We start from the raw sequence: 17,684 nt of genomic DNA, 5'->3' as shown, positions 1-17,684 counted from the left end.
CAGGGGCTATGAACGAAATTCATAAATCTGTTTGAGTGTTGTGATGAGTCGTGCAAGTTCGATATCCCTGCAATTCACAGTCTGATGAAGGAAAATGAATATCCATAAAAAATATATCGGTTTATCCTGGCGTATATACCTACTTCGACGTATTTCCGATATTTGCTAATTAAAGGTAGGTCATTATTATTCACTCTGAATAATGAATTATTCACTGTCCGCAGAGTAAGAAATATAACTTAGGTATCTATTTAATGGTTTGCACAAAAAGCTAAATTCTCACCCATAAATAAAAATATAATCCCGCGCCCAACCACCTGATGAGTGGCTACAGGCACTGGATATATTAGGTGGCGGTGTACTTTCTTACATAAAGGTATTTCCTTTTCTGCGGAAAAGGAAACCGGGAAATCCCCGGTTTTTCTGACAAGCAGACACCATTATTTGTGTCTGCCTATGTTCGTTAATTCGTTCATCAGGAAATTATCTCAATGTCACGTTATAAAACAGGTCATAAACAACCACGATTTCGTTATTCAGTTCTGGCCCGCTGCGTGGCGTGGGCAAATATCTCTGTTCAGGTTCTTTTCCCACTCGCAGTCACTTTTACCCCAGTAATGGCGGCACATGCGCAGCATGCGGTTCAGCCACGATTGAGCATGGAAAATACTACGGTAACTGCTGATAATAACGTGGAGAAAAATGTCGCGTCGCTTGCCGCGAATGCCGGGACATTTTTAAGCAGTCAGCCAGATAGCGATGCGACACGTAATTTTATTACCGGAATGGCCACCGCTAAAGCTAACCAGGAAATACAGGAGTGGCTCGGGAAATATGGTACAGCGCGCGTCAAACTGAATGTCGATAAAGATTTCTCGCTGAAGGATTCTTCGCTGGAAATGCTTTATCCGATTTATGACACGCCGACAAATATGTTGTTCACTCAGGGGGCAATACATCGTACCGACGATCGTACTCAGTCAAATATTGGTTTTGGCTGGCGTCATTTTTCAGGAAATGACTGGATGGCGGGGGTGAATACTTTTATCGATCATGATTTATCCCGTAGTCATACCCGCATTGGTGTTGGTGTGGAATACTGGCGTGATTATTTGAAACTGAGCGCCAATGGTTATATCCGGGCTTCTGGCTGGAAAAAATCGCCGGATGTTGAGGATTATCAGGAACGCCCGGCGAATGGCTGGGATATTCGTGCTGAGGGCTATTTACCTGCCTGGCCGCAGCTTGGCGCAAGCCTGATGTATGAGCAGTATTATGGCGATGAAGTCGGGCTGTTTGGTAAAGATAAACGCCAGAAAGACCCGCATGCTATTTCTGCCGAGGTAACCTATACACCAGTGCCTCTTCTGACACTGAGCGCCGGGCATAAGCAGGGCAAGAGTGGTGAGAATGACACTCGCTTTGGCCTGGAAGTTAACTACCGAATTGGCGAACCTCTGCAAAAACAACTCGATACAGACAGCATTCGCGAGCGTCGAATGCTGGCAGGCAGCCGCTATGACCTGGTTGAGCGTAATAACAACATCGTTCTTGAGTACCGCAAATCTGAAGTGATCCGTATTGCTCTGCCTGAGCGTATTGAAGGCAAGGGCGGTCAGACGGTTTCCCTGGGGCTTGTGGTCAGCAAAGCAACTCACGGACTGAAAAATGTGCAGTGGGAAGCGCCGTCATTACTGGCTGAAGGTGGCAAAATTACCGGTCAGGGTAGTCAGTGGCAAGTAACGCTCCCGGCTTACCGTCCAGGCAAAGACAATTATTATGCGATTTCAGCAGTTGCCTACGATAACAAAGGCAATGCCTCGAAACGTGTGCAGACAGAAGTGGTTATTACCGGAGCTGGTATGAGCGCCGATCGCACGGCGTTAACGCTTGATGGTCAGAGCCGTATTCAAATGCTTGCTAACGGTAATGAGCAAAAGCCGCTGGTGCTGTCTCTGCGCGACGCAGAGGGCCAGCCAGTCAAGGGCATGAAAGATCAGATCAAGACTGAACTATCCTTCAAACCGGCTGGAAATATTGTGACTCGTACCCTGAAGGCCACTAAATCACAGGCAAAACCCACACTGGGTGAGTTCACCGAAACTGAAGCAGGGGTGTACCAGTCTGTCTTTACGACCGGAACGCAGTCAGGTGAGGCAACGATTACTGTTAGCGTTGATGGCATGAGCAAAACCGTCACTGCAGAACTGCGGGCCACGATGATGGATGTGGCAAACTCCACCCTGAGCGCTAACGAGCCGTCAGGTGACGTGGTTGCTGATGGTCAGCAAGCCTACACGCTGACGCTGACTGCGGTGGACTCCGAGGGTAATCCGGTGACGGGAGAAGCCAGCCGCCTGCGACTTGTTCCGCAAGACACTAATGGTGTTACCGTTGGTGCCATTTCGGAAATAAAACCAGGGGTTTACAGCGCCACGGTTTCTTCGACTCGTGCCGGAAACGTTGTTGTGCGTGCCTTCAGCGAGCAGTATCTGCTGGGCACATTACAACAAACGCTGAAGTTCGTTGCCGGGCCGCTTGATGCAGCACATTCGTCCATCACCCTGAATCCTGATAAACCGGTGGTCGGCGGTACGCTTACGGCAATCTGGACGGCAAAAGATGCCAATGACAACCCTGTAACAGGCCTCAATCCGGATGCACCGTCATTATCGGGCGCAGCAGCTGCTGGTTCTACGGCATCTGGCTGGACAAATAATGGTGATGGGACGTGGACTGCGCAGATTACTCTCGGCTCTACGGCGGGTGAATTAGAAGTTATGCCGAAGCTCAATGGACAGGATGCGGCAGCAAACGCGGCAAAAGTAACCGTGGTGGCTGATGCGTTATCTTCAGGCCAGTCGACAGTGTCTGTAGCCGCAGATCGCGTAAAAGCAGGCGAAAGCACAACCGTGACGCTGGTGGCGAAAGATGCGCATGGCAACGCTATCAGTGGTCTTTCGTTGTCGGCAAGTTTGACGGGGACCGCCTCTGAAGGGGCGACTATTTCCAGTTGGACCGAAAAAGGTGACGGTTCCTATGTTGCTACGTTGACCACAGGCGGAAAGACGGGCGAGCTTCGTGTCATGCCGCTCTTCAACGGCCAGCCAGCAGCCACCGAAGCCGCGCAGTTGACGGTCATCGCCGGGGAGATGTCATCAGCGAACTCTACGCTTGTTGCGGACAATAAGACTCCAACGGTTAAAACGACGACGGAACTCACCTTCACCGTGAAGGATGCGTACGGGAACCCGGTCACCGGGCTGAAGCCAGATGCACCAGTGTTTAGCGGTGCCGCCAGCACGGGATCAGAGCGACCTTCAGCAGGAAGCTGGACAGAGCAAAGTAATGGGGTCTACGTGGCGACCTTAACGCTGGGATCGGCTGCAGGTCAGTTGTCTGTCATGACACGCGTGAACGGCCAAAATGCCGTTGCTCAGCCATTGGTGCTGAATGTTGCAGGCGACGCTTCCCGGGCAGTGATCAGTGATATGGCGGTGAAGGTGAATAACCAACTGGCAAATGGACAGTCTGCTAACCAGGTAACCCTGACCGTCGTGGACAGCTATGGTAACCCGTTGCAGGGGCAAGAAGTTACGCTGACTTTACCGCAGGGTGTGACTAGCAAGACGGGGAATACAGTAACAACCAATGCGGCAGGTAAAGCGGATATTGAGTTGATATCAACCGTTGCAGGGGAACTTGAAATCGCGGCCGCGGTGAAAAACTCTCAGAAGACGGTCACGGTGAAATTCAACGCGGATGCCAGCTCCGGTCAGGCAAACCTGCAGGTAGACACCGCCGTTCAAAAAGTGGCAAACGGCAAAGATGCCTTTACGCTGACGGCGACCGTTGAGGATAAAAACGGTAACCCTGTTCCAGGAACTCTGGTGACATTTAATCTGCCCCGGGGTGTCAAGCCGCTTACTGGCGATAATGTCTGGGTGAAAGCCAACGATGAGGGGAAAGCAGAGTTGCAGGTGGTTTCAGTGACTGCCGGAACGTATGAGATCACGGCATCGGCAGGGAATAGCCAGCCTTCGAATACGCAGACTATAACGTTTGTAGCCGATAAGGCTACCGCAACCGTCTCCAGTATTGAGGTGATTGGCAACTATGCACTGGCGGACGGCAAAGCCAAACAAACGTATAAAGTTACGGTGACTGATGCCAATAAGAATTTGGTGAAAGATAGCGAAGTGACGCTGACCGCCAGCCCGGCTTCGTTAAACCTGGAACCGAATGGCACTGCGACAACGAATGAGCAAGGGCAGGCTATTTTCACCGCCACCACGACTGTTGCGGCGACATATACACTCACGGCGCAAGTGAGTCAGAACAACGGTCAGGTATCAACGAAAACCGCCGAAGCTAAATTCGTCGCGGATGATAAAAACGCGCAGCTCACCGCATCATCTAATGTGCCTTCGCTGGTGGCGGATGGGAAATCGACTGCGAAGCTGGAGGTGACCCTGATGTCGGCAAATAACCCCGTTGGCGGGAATATGTGGGTCGACATTCAGACGCCGGAAGGGGTGACGGAGAAGGATTATCAGTTCCTGCCGTCGAAAAATGACCATTTCGTGAGCGGAAAAATCACGCGTACATTTAGTACCAGCAAGCCTGGTGTCTATACGTTCACATTTAACGCCCTGACCTATGGCGGGTACGAAATGAAGCCAGTGACGGTGACCATTACCGCGGTGGATGCCAATACGGCAACGGGCGAGGAGGCGATGAAATAATATTAAGAGTATGAAAGTAACATTCTAATAAACAATAATGGCGTTGACATCTTCAACGCCATTATTTATTGAATTGCCTGACAGTAGTCTTGTTATAAATTCATTTAGACATAGCGATAACTAAACCGGACGAACAGGGATAAATATTTCGCAAACAACATCATTGCTATCCTTTTCTACGAAATCTTCATTGTAATAAAATCGCTCAATATCACTGCCGTTCACTCTGGCTAACCCCCTGGCAGGTAATTCCATCAGATAGAGGTTTCGCGCCCATTCAGGGTAGTGCTCCCACTCACCTTCATAGAGGAAAGAGGCATACAGTCCTCGGTTAATTGTCCACTCTTTCGACATCTCTGAATCGGTTTGTTTGCATACCGTACCGGCAAAAGTTTCAACTGTGAGCAAATCGACCGATTTTGTTGACGGTTCGAACGTGGAGACGAAATAGATATCCGTCTTAAAATTCTTCATACATCTGGCTAAATGATGACGTCGCAGTTTGACTTCTTCATCCGGTGATTTATTCGACACTTCAATATCATATTTAAATGAATTGCCAAAAATAGGTGTCTCAGGAAAGTTGACTAATCTACACTCCGTCTTTTGCTGTTGACGTATTAAAAAAGAAGGGAAGATATTTGCGAGATCCCAATAATCACGGTGGCGGTATTCACGGGGAGAGCAGCCGAATAACTTTTTAAATTCGCGGCTGAATGACTGCTGTGAATCAAAATGCAAAGAGAGTGCAATATCAAGCATAGATTTCGCGGTGAGTCGGACAAGAATGGCGGCACGACAAAGCCTTCGTTTGCGAATGTATTCTCCTAAAGGCACATGCATGAAATTTCGGAACAGAAGCTGGATGTTGCGCCTGCTGTAGCCAGATTTCTGTGCGATATCTTCGATTGAAATAGGGTGCTCAAGATTGCACTCAATCCACTCCAGGAGCTGCTGTAGAATCTTCTGCCTGATCATCACATTCTCCGTTAATTCTTTGTCATATCGCACATTTTCGTTATGTCCTGGGCCCTAAGTGTATCAAAAACAGCAAGTCCCAAGGCAAAAGCACTGATAGCGTCTGCTTCATTGCCCCAAAAATAGAGAGGTTTCAGTCCTACATTATTAATGAATTTTTTGCATAAGTGATATCAAAATCCACATACTAATTTGAGGTTACGTTTTAACGTAGACTCATTGTTCATACCTAATGGAGGGACTGACAGTGGAATTTTCCGTATTAAGTAACAATCTGAAAATGCCGATGATGGGATTTGGTGTTTTTCAGGTTACCGATAAAGACGTATGCAAACAGTCAGTGTTGAATGCTATCCGCACGGGTTATCGACTCATCGACACTGCAGCGGTATACGGTAATGAAGATGCCGTCGGTGAAGCCGTTCGTGAAGCCATATCTGAAGGTTTATGTACCCGAGAAGAGTTATTTATAACGTCTAAATTGTGGGTGCAGGATATGTTGAATCAGGATATTGCAGCAGCAGGTATTGAAGCATCATTAAAAAAATCGGGACTGGAATACTTCGATCTCTATTTATTACACCAGGCCATGCGCGATTATTTTAGTGCGTGGCGTGCACTCGAAGATGCCTATGAAGAGGGAAAATTAAAAGCGATTGGGGTTTCCAATTTCTACCCTCATGTTCTGGCGAACTTTTGTGAAACGGTAAGAGTTAAACCGATGGTCAACCAGGTCGAGTTGCATCCCTATTTTGCCCAACCAGAGGCGCTGGCAACCATGAAGTATTATAACGTGCAGCCTGAAGCATGGGCTCCGTTAGGCGGTGGACGACATAAACCCTTTGAAAATAGTCTGCTTCAGAATATTGCAGATGCCCATCAAAAATCGATTTCTCAGGTCATTCTGCGTTGGAATATTCAACGGGGAGTGGTCGTTATTCCGAAATCGACACATCAACAGCGTATCGAAGAAAATTTTGCTATCTGGGATTTCTCACTGACAGAGAAAGAAATGGCGCAAATTAGTTCGCTTGATTTGGGTTATGTTGGGGAATCGGTAAAACATTTTAATCCTGAGTTTGTTCGTGGTTGTCTTGCTGTAAAAATACATGATTGATATTAATCACTTATTTTACCTGAGACGACAAGAATCTTTTAACAGGGGAGTGATATTGATCTTCACTCTGTCATATCTCCGGTAATATGGCGTCAGGCTTCATCATCAGAAAGGGAGCCTGACGCCTGAAAAAGTGAACAACAGACAGTGTTCGGATTATCAATATTCAGTTTTTAACGTTGAACTGGATTCATTACTGCGTTGTTTAAGAATATCCCGCGCCGAATCTGCCATTATCATGACAGCACCTGCCAGCATCAGAGTATCTTTCAATACCAGGCGACCAGCACCAGATAAATAAGGGAAACCATGATGAGCGTCACCCAATGCGGGTACCCATGCCTCCGGGGTGGTGATTAAAAATGAGAGTGTTACCAACGGTGTGGTAAATGCCATCAGCCCTCCCAATAAACCTAACCAGCGATTGACAGGATTAGCCAAAACCAGCAGAGCAATAATCACCTCCACGACGCCAAGACCGTTGGAAAAACCATAGGTATTATTGGCCGATTGCCATGCCCTTGCTTCTGGTTTGTATTCGCCTTCGTGAGTCAGATACTGTTTATAGTCTTCCGGGTGTTCATAAAAGAACGACATTAGTGGACTGTTTGCGACGAATGGTGTAATGCTGTCTGCCTCGTAAGGGACAAACTTTAATAACCCAATCCACATAAAAACAATCGCAATACTCAGACGAATCAATGTCAGGCCAATTTTATCTCCCCGACTTAACAGGTGCAGGTATTTTTCCATTGTGAACATTCTTATTTATACAATACTGCTGTTGCGGTTGAATTATTATCAATTCGCATCGATGTGACTTTCCAGGATGAAGCATTATATTTTCTGGCTATATCAGCAATGGCATCCTCCAGAACTGTCGGTGATGCTGATACTGACGAGACGCTGATATGTTTCAGAATTATTTTATCATCTGCATTGGTGGAAAATGCCATAACGCCAGATAATAGTGTTGCAAATAAAACAGGTTTTTTAAACATATAAAATACCATCAATGAAGTGATTAAGAAGTTATATAATAACAAGGAATTAATAAGATTCTTTTCTCTGAGACGCCAGAATATTTGTCCTGGCGTCTGATTTTGAGTTTATTTGACTAATGAAAATAGATCATTGAGTGATTCGCTCATCGACGGATGAGTAAATATCTGATCGCGTAATATGCTATAAGGCAGCCCGGCATCCATCACCATTTTCACTATATTAATCATCTCGTGGGAGTCAACACACAGCAGTGATGCCCCTAATATACGTTGGGTTTTATTATCAACAATCGCTTTTAATACCCCACGGGTATCGTTCATCACTCTGGCGCGCGGAATTGCAGCTACAGGCAATGTCACCACCTGAATATCAGCACCACTCTCTCTGGCTTGTTCTTCTGTCATACCAACCCTGGAAAGGGGCGGTGTCATAAATACGGAATAAGGCACATTTTTCCGATCATCAGTACTACGTTTGCCTTCACCCAGTAACTCATCACGTACAATGCGGTAATCATCCAGTGATATGTAAGTAAATTGCAGCCCGCCGGTAACATCTCCCATCGCCCAAATATTGTCTGCGGTGGTATGTAATTGCTTGTCAACGACAATTGCCCCGCGCTCGTTTACTGCGATACCGGCATTTTCTGGATGTAACGAAGCGGTAGCCGGTTGACGACCGGAAGCGATTAACAGTGCATCCACCGCCAGTTGGGCGTGCTCGCTATGCACTTGCACTTGATTTTCATGGTGACTGATTCGCTCCACATGGGTATTGAGGATAATATCGACGCCCTGATCGCGTAAAATCGTCGCGATATTATCAGCAATATCCCGATCTTCCCGAGGCAAAAACAGCGAAGCTGCCTCTAAAATGGTTACTTTGCTGCCAAAATTAGCGAACATAGAGGCGAACTCAACGCCAATATATCCGCCGCCCAAAATACCTAAATGCCCAGGCAATTCTTTTAGATTAAGTAATCCGGTGCTGTCATATACACCAGGCGTGGTGGTAATTCCAGGAATTGGCGGAACCACGGCTTGTGCACCGGTATTAATAAAAATTTTCTCGCCATGAATCTCCAGATTTCCCCCAGGCCGATGAACACGCAGACTATGATTATTGATAAACTCCGCCTGGCCGTCGATCACGTCGATATTGGGCATATCCGCAAGATTATGATAATTCTTATTACGTAAAAAATTAACCACTTCATTTTTACGCTGTATGGCACGGACAAAATCTGTGTGCTGCTGTGCGTCATGAACCAATGTTTTGGTTGGGATACAGCCGATATTAATACAGGTCCCGCCATACATTGCATTTGATTGTTCGATGAGAGCCACACGCCAACCTGCTTTTGCCAGCGTGACGGCTAATGTTTTTCCAGCCTTGCCAAAACCAATAATAACTGCCTGATATTTATTCATGATGATTTCCTGTCGAAACGCGTTCATTTGACATCATGACTATAGACGCAAAAGAGCAAATAACATTTCTTCACAACGCTTGATATTTTGTCTTATCGTCTGGTATTTTCTTTTTCTTAATCAGAATCACAAAACAAAAATCATGATTAACCATTTGATGGTATTAGATTAATTATTGTCTAAGATTGTTGGTGTTTGTAATCAAAAACCACTCAGGAGTCTGATATGGATGCCCTTAGCCGTTTGTTGATGCTTAACGCTCCACAAGGAACGATCGATAAGAATTGCGTGTTAGGAAGTGACTGGCAGCTTCCACATGGTGCCGGGGAATTATCGGTTATTCGTTGGCATGCGTTAACGCAAGGAGCGGCGAAGCTGGAAATGCCGACGGGGGAGATTTTTACATTACGCCCGGGAAATGTGGTCCTGCTACCACAAAATTCAGCTCATCGCCTGAGTCATGTCGATAATGAATCGACCTGTATTGTCTGCGGCACTCTTCGGCTGCAACATTCGGCGCGTTATTTTTTAACGTCTTTGCCGGAAACGCTGTTTTTAGCACCGGTTAACCACAGCGTGGAATATAACTGGCTGAGGGAGGCGATCCCGTTTTTACAACAGGAGTCCAAATCGGCAATGCCGGGAGTGGATGCACTGTGTAGCCAGATCTGCGCTACATTCTTTACCCTCGCGGTGCGTGAGTGGATTGCACAGGTTAATACTGAGAAAAACATTCTCAGTTTGCTTCTGCATCCACGTCTTGGTGCGGTAATACAGCAAATGCTGGAAATGCCAGGACACGCCTGGACCGTCGAATCGCTGGCCAGCATCGCCCACATGTCCCGGGCAAGTTTTGCCCAGCTTTTCCGTGATGTTTCCGGAACCACGCCGCTGGCTGTATTAACAAAGTTGCGTCTACAAATAGCGGCCCAGATGTTTTCCCGGGAAACGTTCCCTGTTGTGGTGATCGCTGAGTCAGTAGGCTATGCCAGTGAATCATCTTTTCACAAGGCGTTTGTCCGCGAGTTTGGTTGTACCCCGGGAGAATATCGGGAAAGAGTCAGACAGCTTGCACCCTGAATAAAACCGCCAGGAATCGGAGCAAAGATAATCAGCATTCCGGGTGTTGTGAGCCTTTCAACTATTTCTATTTCCAACAGTGTTTTATATGTTTTTTTGAAGAATGCAGGCCCAGTATGTAAATAAAAACGCAAACTAAATTGCTTTAATTAAATAAAATGCCGACTATTACTTGATACCTGATTATTGCCGGTGATTTTGTTAGTACACCATCATTGTATATCTCAACAACCCCTGAATAAGTAGCTCTGAATAGGTATAAGGGATGTGGCCTTTTTAAATGAATTTCTTATGCCAAAAATGATCGTCGATTTCCCTATAAAATGTGAGCGATGCCGAAAGAAATAAAATTAGTTATTGCATTTGAAGTTTGGATGAAAGATTATCATTTGTCATACAAATGAGGGGTGGTATGTTGCTAGCCAATTAAAAAAGAACGCCATATTTATTGATGATTGATCCCCTGGTGGGGGAACCATCGGGCATAAATGGGCATGAAGTAATGGAGTATTAGTTGTGAATGTCAATTTCTTTGTCACCTGTATTGGTGACGCCCTGAAATCAAGAATGGCACGAGACTCCGTGCTGCTACTGGAAAAACTCGGCTGTCGCGTAAATTTCCCGGAGAAACAGGGATGCTGCGGTCAGCCTGCGATCAATAGTGGTTATATCAAAGAAGCGATTCCAGGGATGAAAAATCTGATCGCCGCACTGGAGGATAACGACGATCCCATTATTTCACCGGCTGGCTCCTGTACCTATGCCGTAAAAAGTTACCCAACGTATCTGGCGGATGAGCCTGAATGGGCATCACGTGCCGAAAAGGTTGCCGCGCGTATGCAGGATCTCACCTCTTTTATTGTTAATACATTAGGGGTAGTCGATGTAGGTGCCAGTTTGCAAGGGAGAGCGGTGTATCACCCATCTTGTAGCCTGGCCCGTAAGCTGGGGGTGAAGGACGAGCCACTTACGCTGCTGAAAAATGTGCGTGGACTGGAGCTGTTGACCTTTGCTGAACAGGATACCTGCTGCGGATTTGGCGGCACGTTCTCGGTCAAAATGGCCGAAATATCCGGCGAGATGGTGAAAGAAAAGGTTGCGCACCTGATGGAAGTCCGCCCTGAGTATTTAATTGGTGCTGACGTGAGTTGCCTGCTGAACATCAGTGGACGATTACAACGGGAAGGGCAGAAAGTCAAAGTGATGCATATTGCTGAAGTGCTGATGAGCCGCTGAGGATATAAAGATGTCGATCAAAACCAGTAATACAGATTTTAAGACACGCATCCGTCAGCAAATTGAAGATCCGATCATGCGCAAAGCGGTGGCAAACGCGCAGCAGCGTATTGGGGCAAATCGGCAAAAAATGGTCGATGAATTGGGGCACTGGGAGGAGTGGCGCGATCGGGCCGCCCAGATACGTGATCATGTTCTGAGTAATCTCGACGCTTATCTGTACCAGCTCTCTGAAAAAGTGACGCAAAACGGCGGTCACGTCTATTTTGCAAAAACCAAAGAAGACGCCACCCGCTACATTTTACAGGTCGCCCAACGCAAAAATGCCCGGAAGGTGGTGAAATCTAAATCGATGGTGACCGAAGAGATTGGTGTCAATCATGTGTTGCAGGATGCTGGTATTCAGGTGATTGAAACCGATCTGGGTGAATACATTCTCCAGCTGGATCAAGATCCGCCCTCTCATGTTGTGGTCCCGGCAATTCATAAAGATCGCCATCAGATCCGTCGAGTGCTACACGAACGTCTGGGCTATGAGGGGCCGGAAACGCCTGAAGCGATGACCTTATTCATTCGGCAAAAAATCCGCGAAGATTTCCTCAGTGCTGAAATAGGTATTACCGGCTGTAATTTCGCGGTGGCAGAGACCGGTTCGGTATGCCTGGTGACCAATGAAGGTAATGCGCGAATGTGTACCACGCTGCCTAAAACGCATATTGCAGTGATGGGAATGGAGCGTATTGCCCCCACGTTTGCCGAGGTAGATGTATTGATCACCATGCTGGCGCGCAGTGCCGTTGGTGCACGTTTGACGGGATACAACACCTGGCTGACAGGACCGCGCGAAGCGGGGCACGTTGATGGTCCTGAAGAGTTTCATCTGGTTATTGTCGATAACGGGCGTTCTGAGGTGCTGGCTTCTGAATTTCGGGATGTGCTGCGCTGTATTCGCTGCGGGGCTTGTATGAATACTTGTCCGGCATATCGCCATATTGGCGGTCATGGATATGGCTCTATTTATCCAGGGCCAATTGGTGCGGTGATTTCTCCGCTACTTGGCGGCTATAAAGATTTTAAAGATTTACCCTACGCCTGCTCTTTATGCACCGCTTGTGACAGCGTGTGTCCGGTGCGTATTCCGCTGTCAAAACTGATTTTGCGTCATCGTCGGGTGATGGCTGAAAAAGGGATCACCGCAAAAGCAGAGCAACGGGCGATAAAAATGTTCGCTTATGCCAATAGTCATCCAGGATTGTGGAAAGTCGGGATGATGGCTGGTGCTCATGCGGCAAGCTGGTTTATCAATGGCGGCAAAACACCACTCAAATTTGGCGCGATTAGCGACTGGATGGAAGCACGCGATCTTCCTGAAGCTGACGGAGAGAGTTTCCGTAGTTGGTTTAAGAAACATCAGGCGCAGGAGAAAAAGAATGGATAATCGGAGCGAATTTTTGAATAACGTTGCTCAGGCACTGGGTCGCCCGCAGCGACTTGAACCGCAAGCAGAAGATGCGCCGCTTAACAACTATGCTAACGAGCGGCTTACCGAACTTAACCAACAGCAGCGCTGTGACGCGTTTATCCAGTTTGCCAGCGATGTTATGTTGACGCGCTGTGAACTGACCAGCGAGGCGCAGGCCGCAGAAGCTGCAATATGTCTGTGTAAAGAGCTGGGAGAGCAGTCGGTCGTGATTAGCGGTGACACGAGGCTGGAGGAATTGGGGATTAGCGAACGTTTGCAGCAGGAATGCAATGCCGTTGTTTGGGATCCGGCGAAAGGTATTGAGAACATATCACAAGCAGAGCAGGCTAAAGTGGGCGTCGTGTATGCTGAATATGGTTTAACCGAATCGGGTGGCGTGGTTCTTTTTTCCGCTGCCGGGCGCGGGCGTTCATTGAGCCTGCTCCCGGAATCTTCTCTTTTTATCCTGCGTAAAAGCACAATCCTGCCGCGTGTAGCGCAACTCGCAGAAAAATTGCATCAGAAAGCGCAGGCCGGTGAACGAATGCCGTCATGTATTAACATCATCAGTGGTCCTAGTTCAACGGCGGACATTGAGCTTATCAAAGTCGTCGGGGTTCATGGTCCGGTGAAAGCGGTGTATCTGATTATTGAGGATTGCTGAGAGAGATATGAAGTCTGGACATAAACCTGAAGGCGGTATACGAGGTTGTGAATAGCGTTAAGGACAACCTGACTTAACCCCGTTCCGTCATGGTTATGCTGCTCTTCTGTAAATATCCTGACATTAATAATGCCAGGATATTTACAGTGAAAAAGACAGGAATCCATTCCTGAAGACGGGCTCCCTTCCCGGTCATTGTCACTTCAGCTTTATACAGGCACTCTCTATCAGAATGCTGTTTATTACTGCCCAGAGTTTTGTTTGTATTCATCTACCATTTTTTTGACAAGGCAATTTTTAGCATTAGTACTGGTCTAAAAAACTCGTAATTCGCTGAATAACATCTTCAGTCATTGTGGTCTGACAGGCAAAGTTATTATTGCTATCACAGCTTACAAGTATGCCTGATGTTGTGTGGTTTATTTTTAGGCTGTAACTCAGCTTTATATTGTCTTTATTGATGTACAGAAATAATAGCACCATTGTCATACAAACAGCTATAATAAACAGAATAACACGAATCTTTTTCTTCAGATAAAATAAAATTTCAATCAGATCGATATCCTGTTTGATTTGTCACTCATAATATATCCAGAAAATGAAATCTGTCGCAGATAAGCTTGAATTAATAGTCTGTATCAGGAATATTCTGGTAAAAACATCAGCAAAAAACCAGCATCATGAATACTGGATATGAAGCATGAGAGTTACCTATGTTTTTTATATAAGGATTCGGTCCTCATCGTAGAACGGTAACTCTCAATCTTGTAAGTTCCTGCGTTAGTTCAAATCACGACTCATTTTTTTCGCTCTCACCGGCATCCCATTTGCCACAAAATATCTTGCCGTGCTCCTCGGCAACGCTTCTCGTCCGCGAATCATATCCGCCATTTTCTCGCCAATCATAATGGTCGTGGCGTTCAGATTGCCGGTGATAATCTGCGGCATAATTGACGCATCGACTACGCGTAATCCTTCCAGCCCGTGCACGCGGCCTTCGCCATCCACAACGGACATCTCGTCGTACCCCATTTTGCACGTACCGCATGGGTGGAAGGCGGTTTCGGCGTGATTACGCACAAACTCATCGAGCTGCTCATCCGTCTGGCATTCCGTGCCGGGGCTGATTTCACGTCCACGGTATTGATCCAGCGCCGGTTGATGCATGATCTCGCGGGTGATGCGAATCGCGTCGCGGAACTCCTGCCAGTCCTGATCGTGCGACATGTAGTTAAACAAAATCGCCGGATGCTGGTGCGGGTCGCGGGATTTAATCCGCACATGCCCACGGCTTGGCGAGCGCATCGATCCGACATGGCACTGGAAGCCGTGCTCTTTCACCGCATTCGAGCCGTTATAGTTAATCGCTACTGGCAGGAAGTGGTATTGAATGTTCGGCCACTCAAATTCCTCACGGCTGCGGATAAATCCACCTGCTTCAAAGTGGTTGCTGGCACCCACGCCGGTGCCGCCAAACAGCCACTCCGCGCCGATTTTCGGCTGGTTCCACCACTGCAGGGCAGGGTAGAGGGAAACCGGTTCTTTGCACTCGTATTGCAGGTACATCTCCAGATGATCCTGAAGATTTTCGCCCACGCCGGGCAAATCATGCACCAGCGGAATATCAAATTCGGCCAGCAGTTCAGCGTTGCCGACGCCGGAGCGTTGCAGGATTTGTGGTGAGGCAATCGCGCCTGCACATAACAGCACTTCTTTGTTGGCCGTTGCGCGGGTTGGGATGGTGCTGTCGCCTTCCAGCCACTCGACGCCTACCGCGCGTTTGCCGTCAAAAATGATGTGATCGGTCATGGCGTGAGTTCGAATAGTCAGGTTCGGGCGCGATTTGGCCTGATCGAGATAACCCCGCGCGGTGCTGGCGCGACGGCCCTGTGGCGTGACGGTGCGGTCCATCGGGCCGAAACCTTCCTGCTGATACCCGTTAAGGTCGTCCGTGCGCGGATAACCGGCCTGCACGCCCGCCTCAATCATTGCTTCAAACAGCGGATTGACACCAGGTTTTGAGGTGGTCACGCTTACCGGGCCATCACCGCCGTGGTAGTCGTTCTCGCCCACATCGCGCGTCTCGGCCTTGCGGTAGTAGGGCAGGCAGTCGAGGTAGCTCCAGTTCTCCAGACCGGGTTCTTTCGCCCAGTAATCGAGATCCAGTGCGTTACCACGGATGTAACACATGCCGTTGATCAGTGATGATCCACCAAGCCCTTTGCCGCGTCCGCACTCCATGCGACGGTTGTTCATAAACGGTTCGGGTTCCGTCTCATAGGCCCAGTTATAGCGTTTACCCTGTAGCGGGAACGCCAGCGCAGCGGGCATCTGGGTACGGAAGTCAAAGCGATAGTCCGGGCCGCCCGCTTCAAGCAGCAGCACGGTAGTGTTCGGATCTTCAGTCAGACGTGTCGCGAGGACGTTGCCGGCAGAGCCGGCACCAATAATGATGTAGTCAAATTGCAAATAAACCTCCTGGTTAGAATATGGACTGGAATTTAGCCATCTCAACCTGGATGGACTTCACCTGGGTGTAACTCTGGAGCGTCATCACGCCGTTCTCGCGGCCAATGCCGGAGTGTTTGTAACCGCCAACGGGCATCTCCGCCGGGGATTCTCCCCAGGTGTTGATCCAGCAAATGCCGGCTTCCAGCTGATGAATGACGCGATGCGCGCGGTTCAGATCCGCCGTGACGATACCCGCCGCCAGACCGTAGTCGGTATCATTGGCGCGGCGAATCACTTCGTCCTCAGATTCATAAGTGAGAAGCGACATCACCGGACCGAAGATCTCTTCGCGCACGATGCTCATTTCGTCGCGGCAATCGGTGAACACGGTCGGTGCAACCCATGCGCCGTTATCGAAGCCATCGCCTTTCAATACATCGCCGCCGCACAGTACGCGCGCGCCTTCCTCTTTGCCTTTGGCGATGTAACGCAGCACGTTATCGCGATGCGGGAAGCTGACCAGCGGGCCGAAGTTAGTTTGCGGATCGAAAACGTCGCCCGCGCGAATGCGCTCAACGCGCGCCAGAATCTTTTGTTCAAATGCGGCTTTGCATTTCGCCGGAACGAAGACGCGGGTGCCGTTGGTACACACCTGACCGGAGCTGAAGAAGTTCGCCATCATGGCGATATCAGCGGCGAGATCGAGATCCGCATCGTCGAAAACGATCAGCGGTGATTTACCGCCCAGCTCCATGGTCACTTCTTTCAGGGAAGAGGCCGCCGCGTTAGCCATCACCTTTTTGCCGCTGGCGACGCCGCCGGTAAACGACACTTTGGCGATGCCCGGATGCTCGGTCAGATACTGCCCGGTTTCCGCACCTACGCCCGGCAACACGTTAAATACGCCGTCCGGCAGGCCCGCTTCGCTGTAGATTTCAGCCAGCTTTAACGCAGTAAGCGGGGTAACTTCGCTCGGTTTGAATATCATCGCGTTGCCTGCGGCCAGTGCCGGAGCGGATTTCCACAAAGCAATCTGAATCGGGTAGTTCCATGCGCCAATTCCGGCGACCACGCCCAGCGGTTCACGGCGGGTATAAACAAACGACGTCTCGCGTAGCGGGATCTGGCTGCCTTCCAGCGCCGGGATCAGCCCGGCGTAGTACTCCAGTACGTCCGCGCCGGTAACGATATCGACGGTTGAGGTTTCTGAATACGCCTTCCCGGTGTCGAGGGTTTCCAGTTTAGCGAGTTCGTCATTGCATTCGCGCAGAATATCAACGGCTCGACGCAGAATGCGCGAGCGTTCCATGGCGGTCATCGCCGCCCAGATTTTTTGCCCTTGTTGGGCACTCTTCACGGCGCGATCGACATCTTCGCGCCCGGCGGCCTGCACGGTTGCCAGCACGTTACCGTTGGCCGGGTTAATGGTCTCGAAGGTGCGACCGCTGGTGGCGGAGGAATAACCACCATGTATATAAAGTTGCTGTTCTGCCATTCGGGACATCACGTCTCCTCG

12 protein-coding genes and 1 pseudogene are annotated in these 17,684 nt (G+C 48.7%); 6 read left to right on the top strand and 7 right to left on the bottom strand.

Annotation, left to right across the window (positions count from 1 at the left end):
* Positions 1-491 precede the first annotated feature (491 nt).
* A complete protein-coding gene (fdeC, locus tag FQZ95_RS12570) occupies positions 492-4,745 on the top strand; it encodes an inverse autotransporter adhesin FdeC (protein WP_160530263.1) in 4,254 nt (1,417 codons plus the stop codon).
* 120 nt (positions 4,746-4,865) lie between these two features.
* On the opposite strand, the gene FQZ95_RS12565 is transcribed toward fdeC, so the two are convergent.
* The gene (locus tag FQZ95_RS12565) at positions 4,866-5,723 is read right to left on the bottom strand and encodes a helix-turn-helix domain-containing protein (protein WP_123059755.1); all 858 of its coding nucleotides are present in this window, start codon (positions 5,721-5,723) and stop codon (positions 4,866-4,868) included.
* A gap of 247 nt (positions 5,724-5,970) precedes the next feature.
* On the opposite strand from FQZ95_RS12565, the gene FQZ95_RS12560 reads away from it, so the two are divergent.
* On the top strand, positions 5,971-6,840 hold the full coding sequence (locus tag FQZ95_RS12560) for an aldo/keto reductase (RefSeq protein ID WP_123057650.1): 870 nt from the start codon (positions 5,971-5,973) through the stop codon (positions 6,838-6,840).
* 159 nt (positions 6,841-6,999) lie between these two features.
* Here the strand turns inward: FQZ95_RS12560 and rclC are convergent, their stop codons facing one another.
* The 3 genes from rclC to rclA all read right to left on the bottom strand — a co-directional run bounded on the left by rclC (position 7,000) and on the right by rclA (position 9,275).
* Positions 7,000-7,593, bottom strand: coding sequence for a reactive chlorine species resistance protein RclC (rclC, locus tag FQZ95_RS12555; protein ID WP_001355150.1), 594 nt, complete (start codon positions 7,591-7,593; stop codon positions 7,000-7,002).
* Positions 7,594-7,604: 11 nt separating this feature from the next.
* Positions 7,605-7,841 carry a reactive chlorine resistance periplasmic protein RclB gene (rclB, locus tag FQZ95_RS12550; RefSeq protein ID WP_000474001.1) on the bottom strand — a complete coding sequence of 79 codons (237 nt, stop codon included), beginning with the start codon at positions 7,839-7,841 and terminating at the stop codon, positions 7,605-7,607.
* A 108-nt stretch (positions 7,842-7,949) separates the two neighbouring features.
* Positions 7,950-9,275: a reactive chlorine resistance oxidoreductase RclA gene (gene rclA / locus FQZ95_RS12545; RefSeq protein ID WP_105270912.1), complete on the bottom strand. Its 1,326-nt coding sequence runs from the start codon at positions 9,273-9,275 to the stop codon at positions 7,950-7,952.
* A 225-nt stretch (positions 9,276-9,500) separates the two neighbouring features.
* Between rclA and rclR the strand changes: the two genes are divergently transcribed.
* From rclR to FQZ95_RS12525, 4 genes are all read left to right on the top strand, one after another.
* Positions 9,501-10,355, top strand: coding sequence for a reactive chlorine-specific transcriptional regulator RclR (rclR, locus tag FQZ95_RS12540; protein ID WP_000339584.1), 855 nt, complete (start codon positions 9,501-9,503; stop codon positions 10,353-10,355).
* Positions 10,356-10,871: 516 nt separating this feature from the next.
* Complete coding sequence (locus FQZ95_RS12535; RefSeq protein ID WP_001102123.1) at positions 10,872-11,591, top strand: (Fe-S)-binding protein; 720 nt, start codon at positions 10,872-10,874, stop codon at positions 11,589-11,591.
* Positions 11,592-11,601: 10 nt separating this feature from the next.
* On the top strand, positions 11,602-13,029 hold the full coding sequence (locus FQZ95_RS12530; RefSeq protein WP_000023919.1) for a LutB/LldF family L-lactate oxidation iron-sulfur protein: 1,428 nt from the start codon (positions 11,602-11,604) through the stop codon (positions 13,027-13,029).
* Positions 13,022-13,717 (top strand): LutC/YkgG family protein, encoded by a 696-nt coding sequence (locus FQZ95_RS12525; protein ID WP_032183351.1) that lies wholly within the window; start codon positions 13,022-13,024, stop codon positions 13,715-13,717. The genes FQZ95_RS12530 and FQZ95_RS12525 overlap by 8 nt, the downstream gene beginning before the upstream one ends.
* A 318-nt stretch (positions 13,718-14,035) precedes the next feature.
* Here FQZ95_RS12525 and FQZ95_RS12520 read toward each other — a convergent pair.
* From FQZ95_RS12520 to betB, 3 genes and pseudogenes are all read right to left on the bottom strand, one after another.
* Positions 14,036-14,290, bottom strand: a pseudogene (locus FQZ95_RS12520) (hypothetical protein); the annotation flags it as partial.
* Positions 14,291-14,497: 207 nt separating this feature from the next.
* On the bottom strand, positions 14,498-16,186 hold the full coding sequence (gene betA / locus FQZ95_RS12515) for a choline dehydrogenase (RefSeq protein WP_160530262.1): 1,689 nt from the start codon (positions 16,184-16,186) through the stop codon (positions 14,498-14,500).
* Positions 16,187-16,199: 13 nt separating this feature from the next.
* Positions 16,200-17,672 (bottom strand): betaine-aldehyde dehydrogenase, encoded by a 1,473-nt coding sequence (gene betB / locus FQZ95_RS12510; protein ID WP_088541902.1) that lies wholly within the window; start codon positions 17,670-17,672, stop codon positions 16,200-16,202.
* Between the last annotated feature and the right edge of the window lie 12 nt (positions 17,673-17,684).

Origin of the sequence: Escherichia sp. HH41S, assembly GCF_009820115.1 — a bacterium.
Classification (GTDB): domain Bacteria; phylum Pseudomonadota; class Gammaproteobacteria; order Enterobacterales; family Enterobacteriaceae; genus Escherichia; species Escherichia coli_F.
The sequence above is the reverse complement of the archived record's forward strand: the minus strand, read 5'-3'. Positions and strand labels throughout refer to the sequence as shown.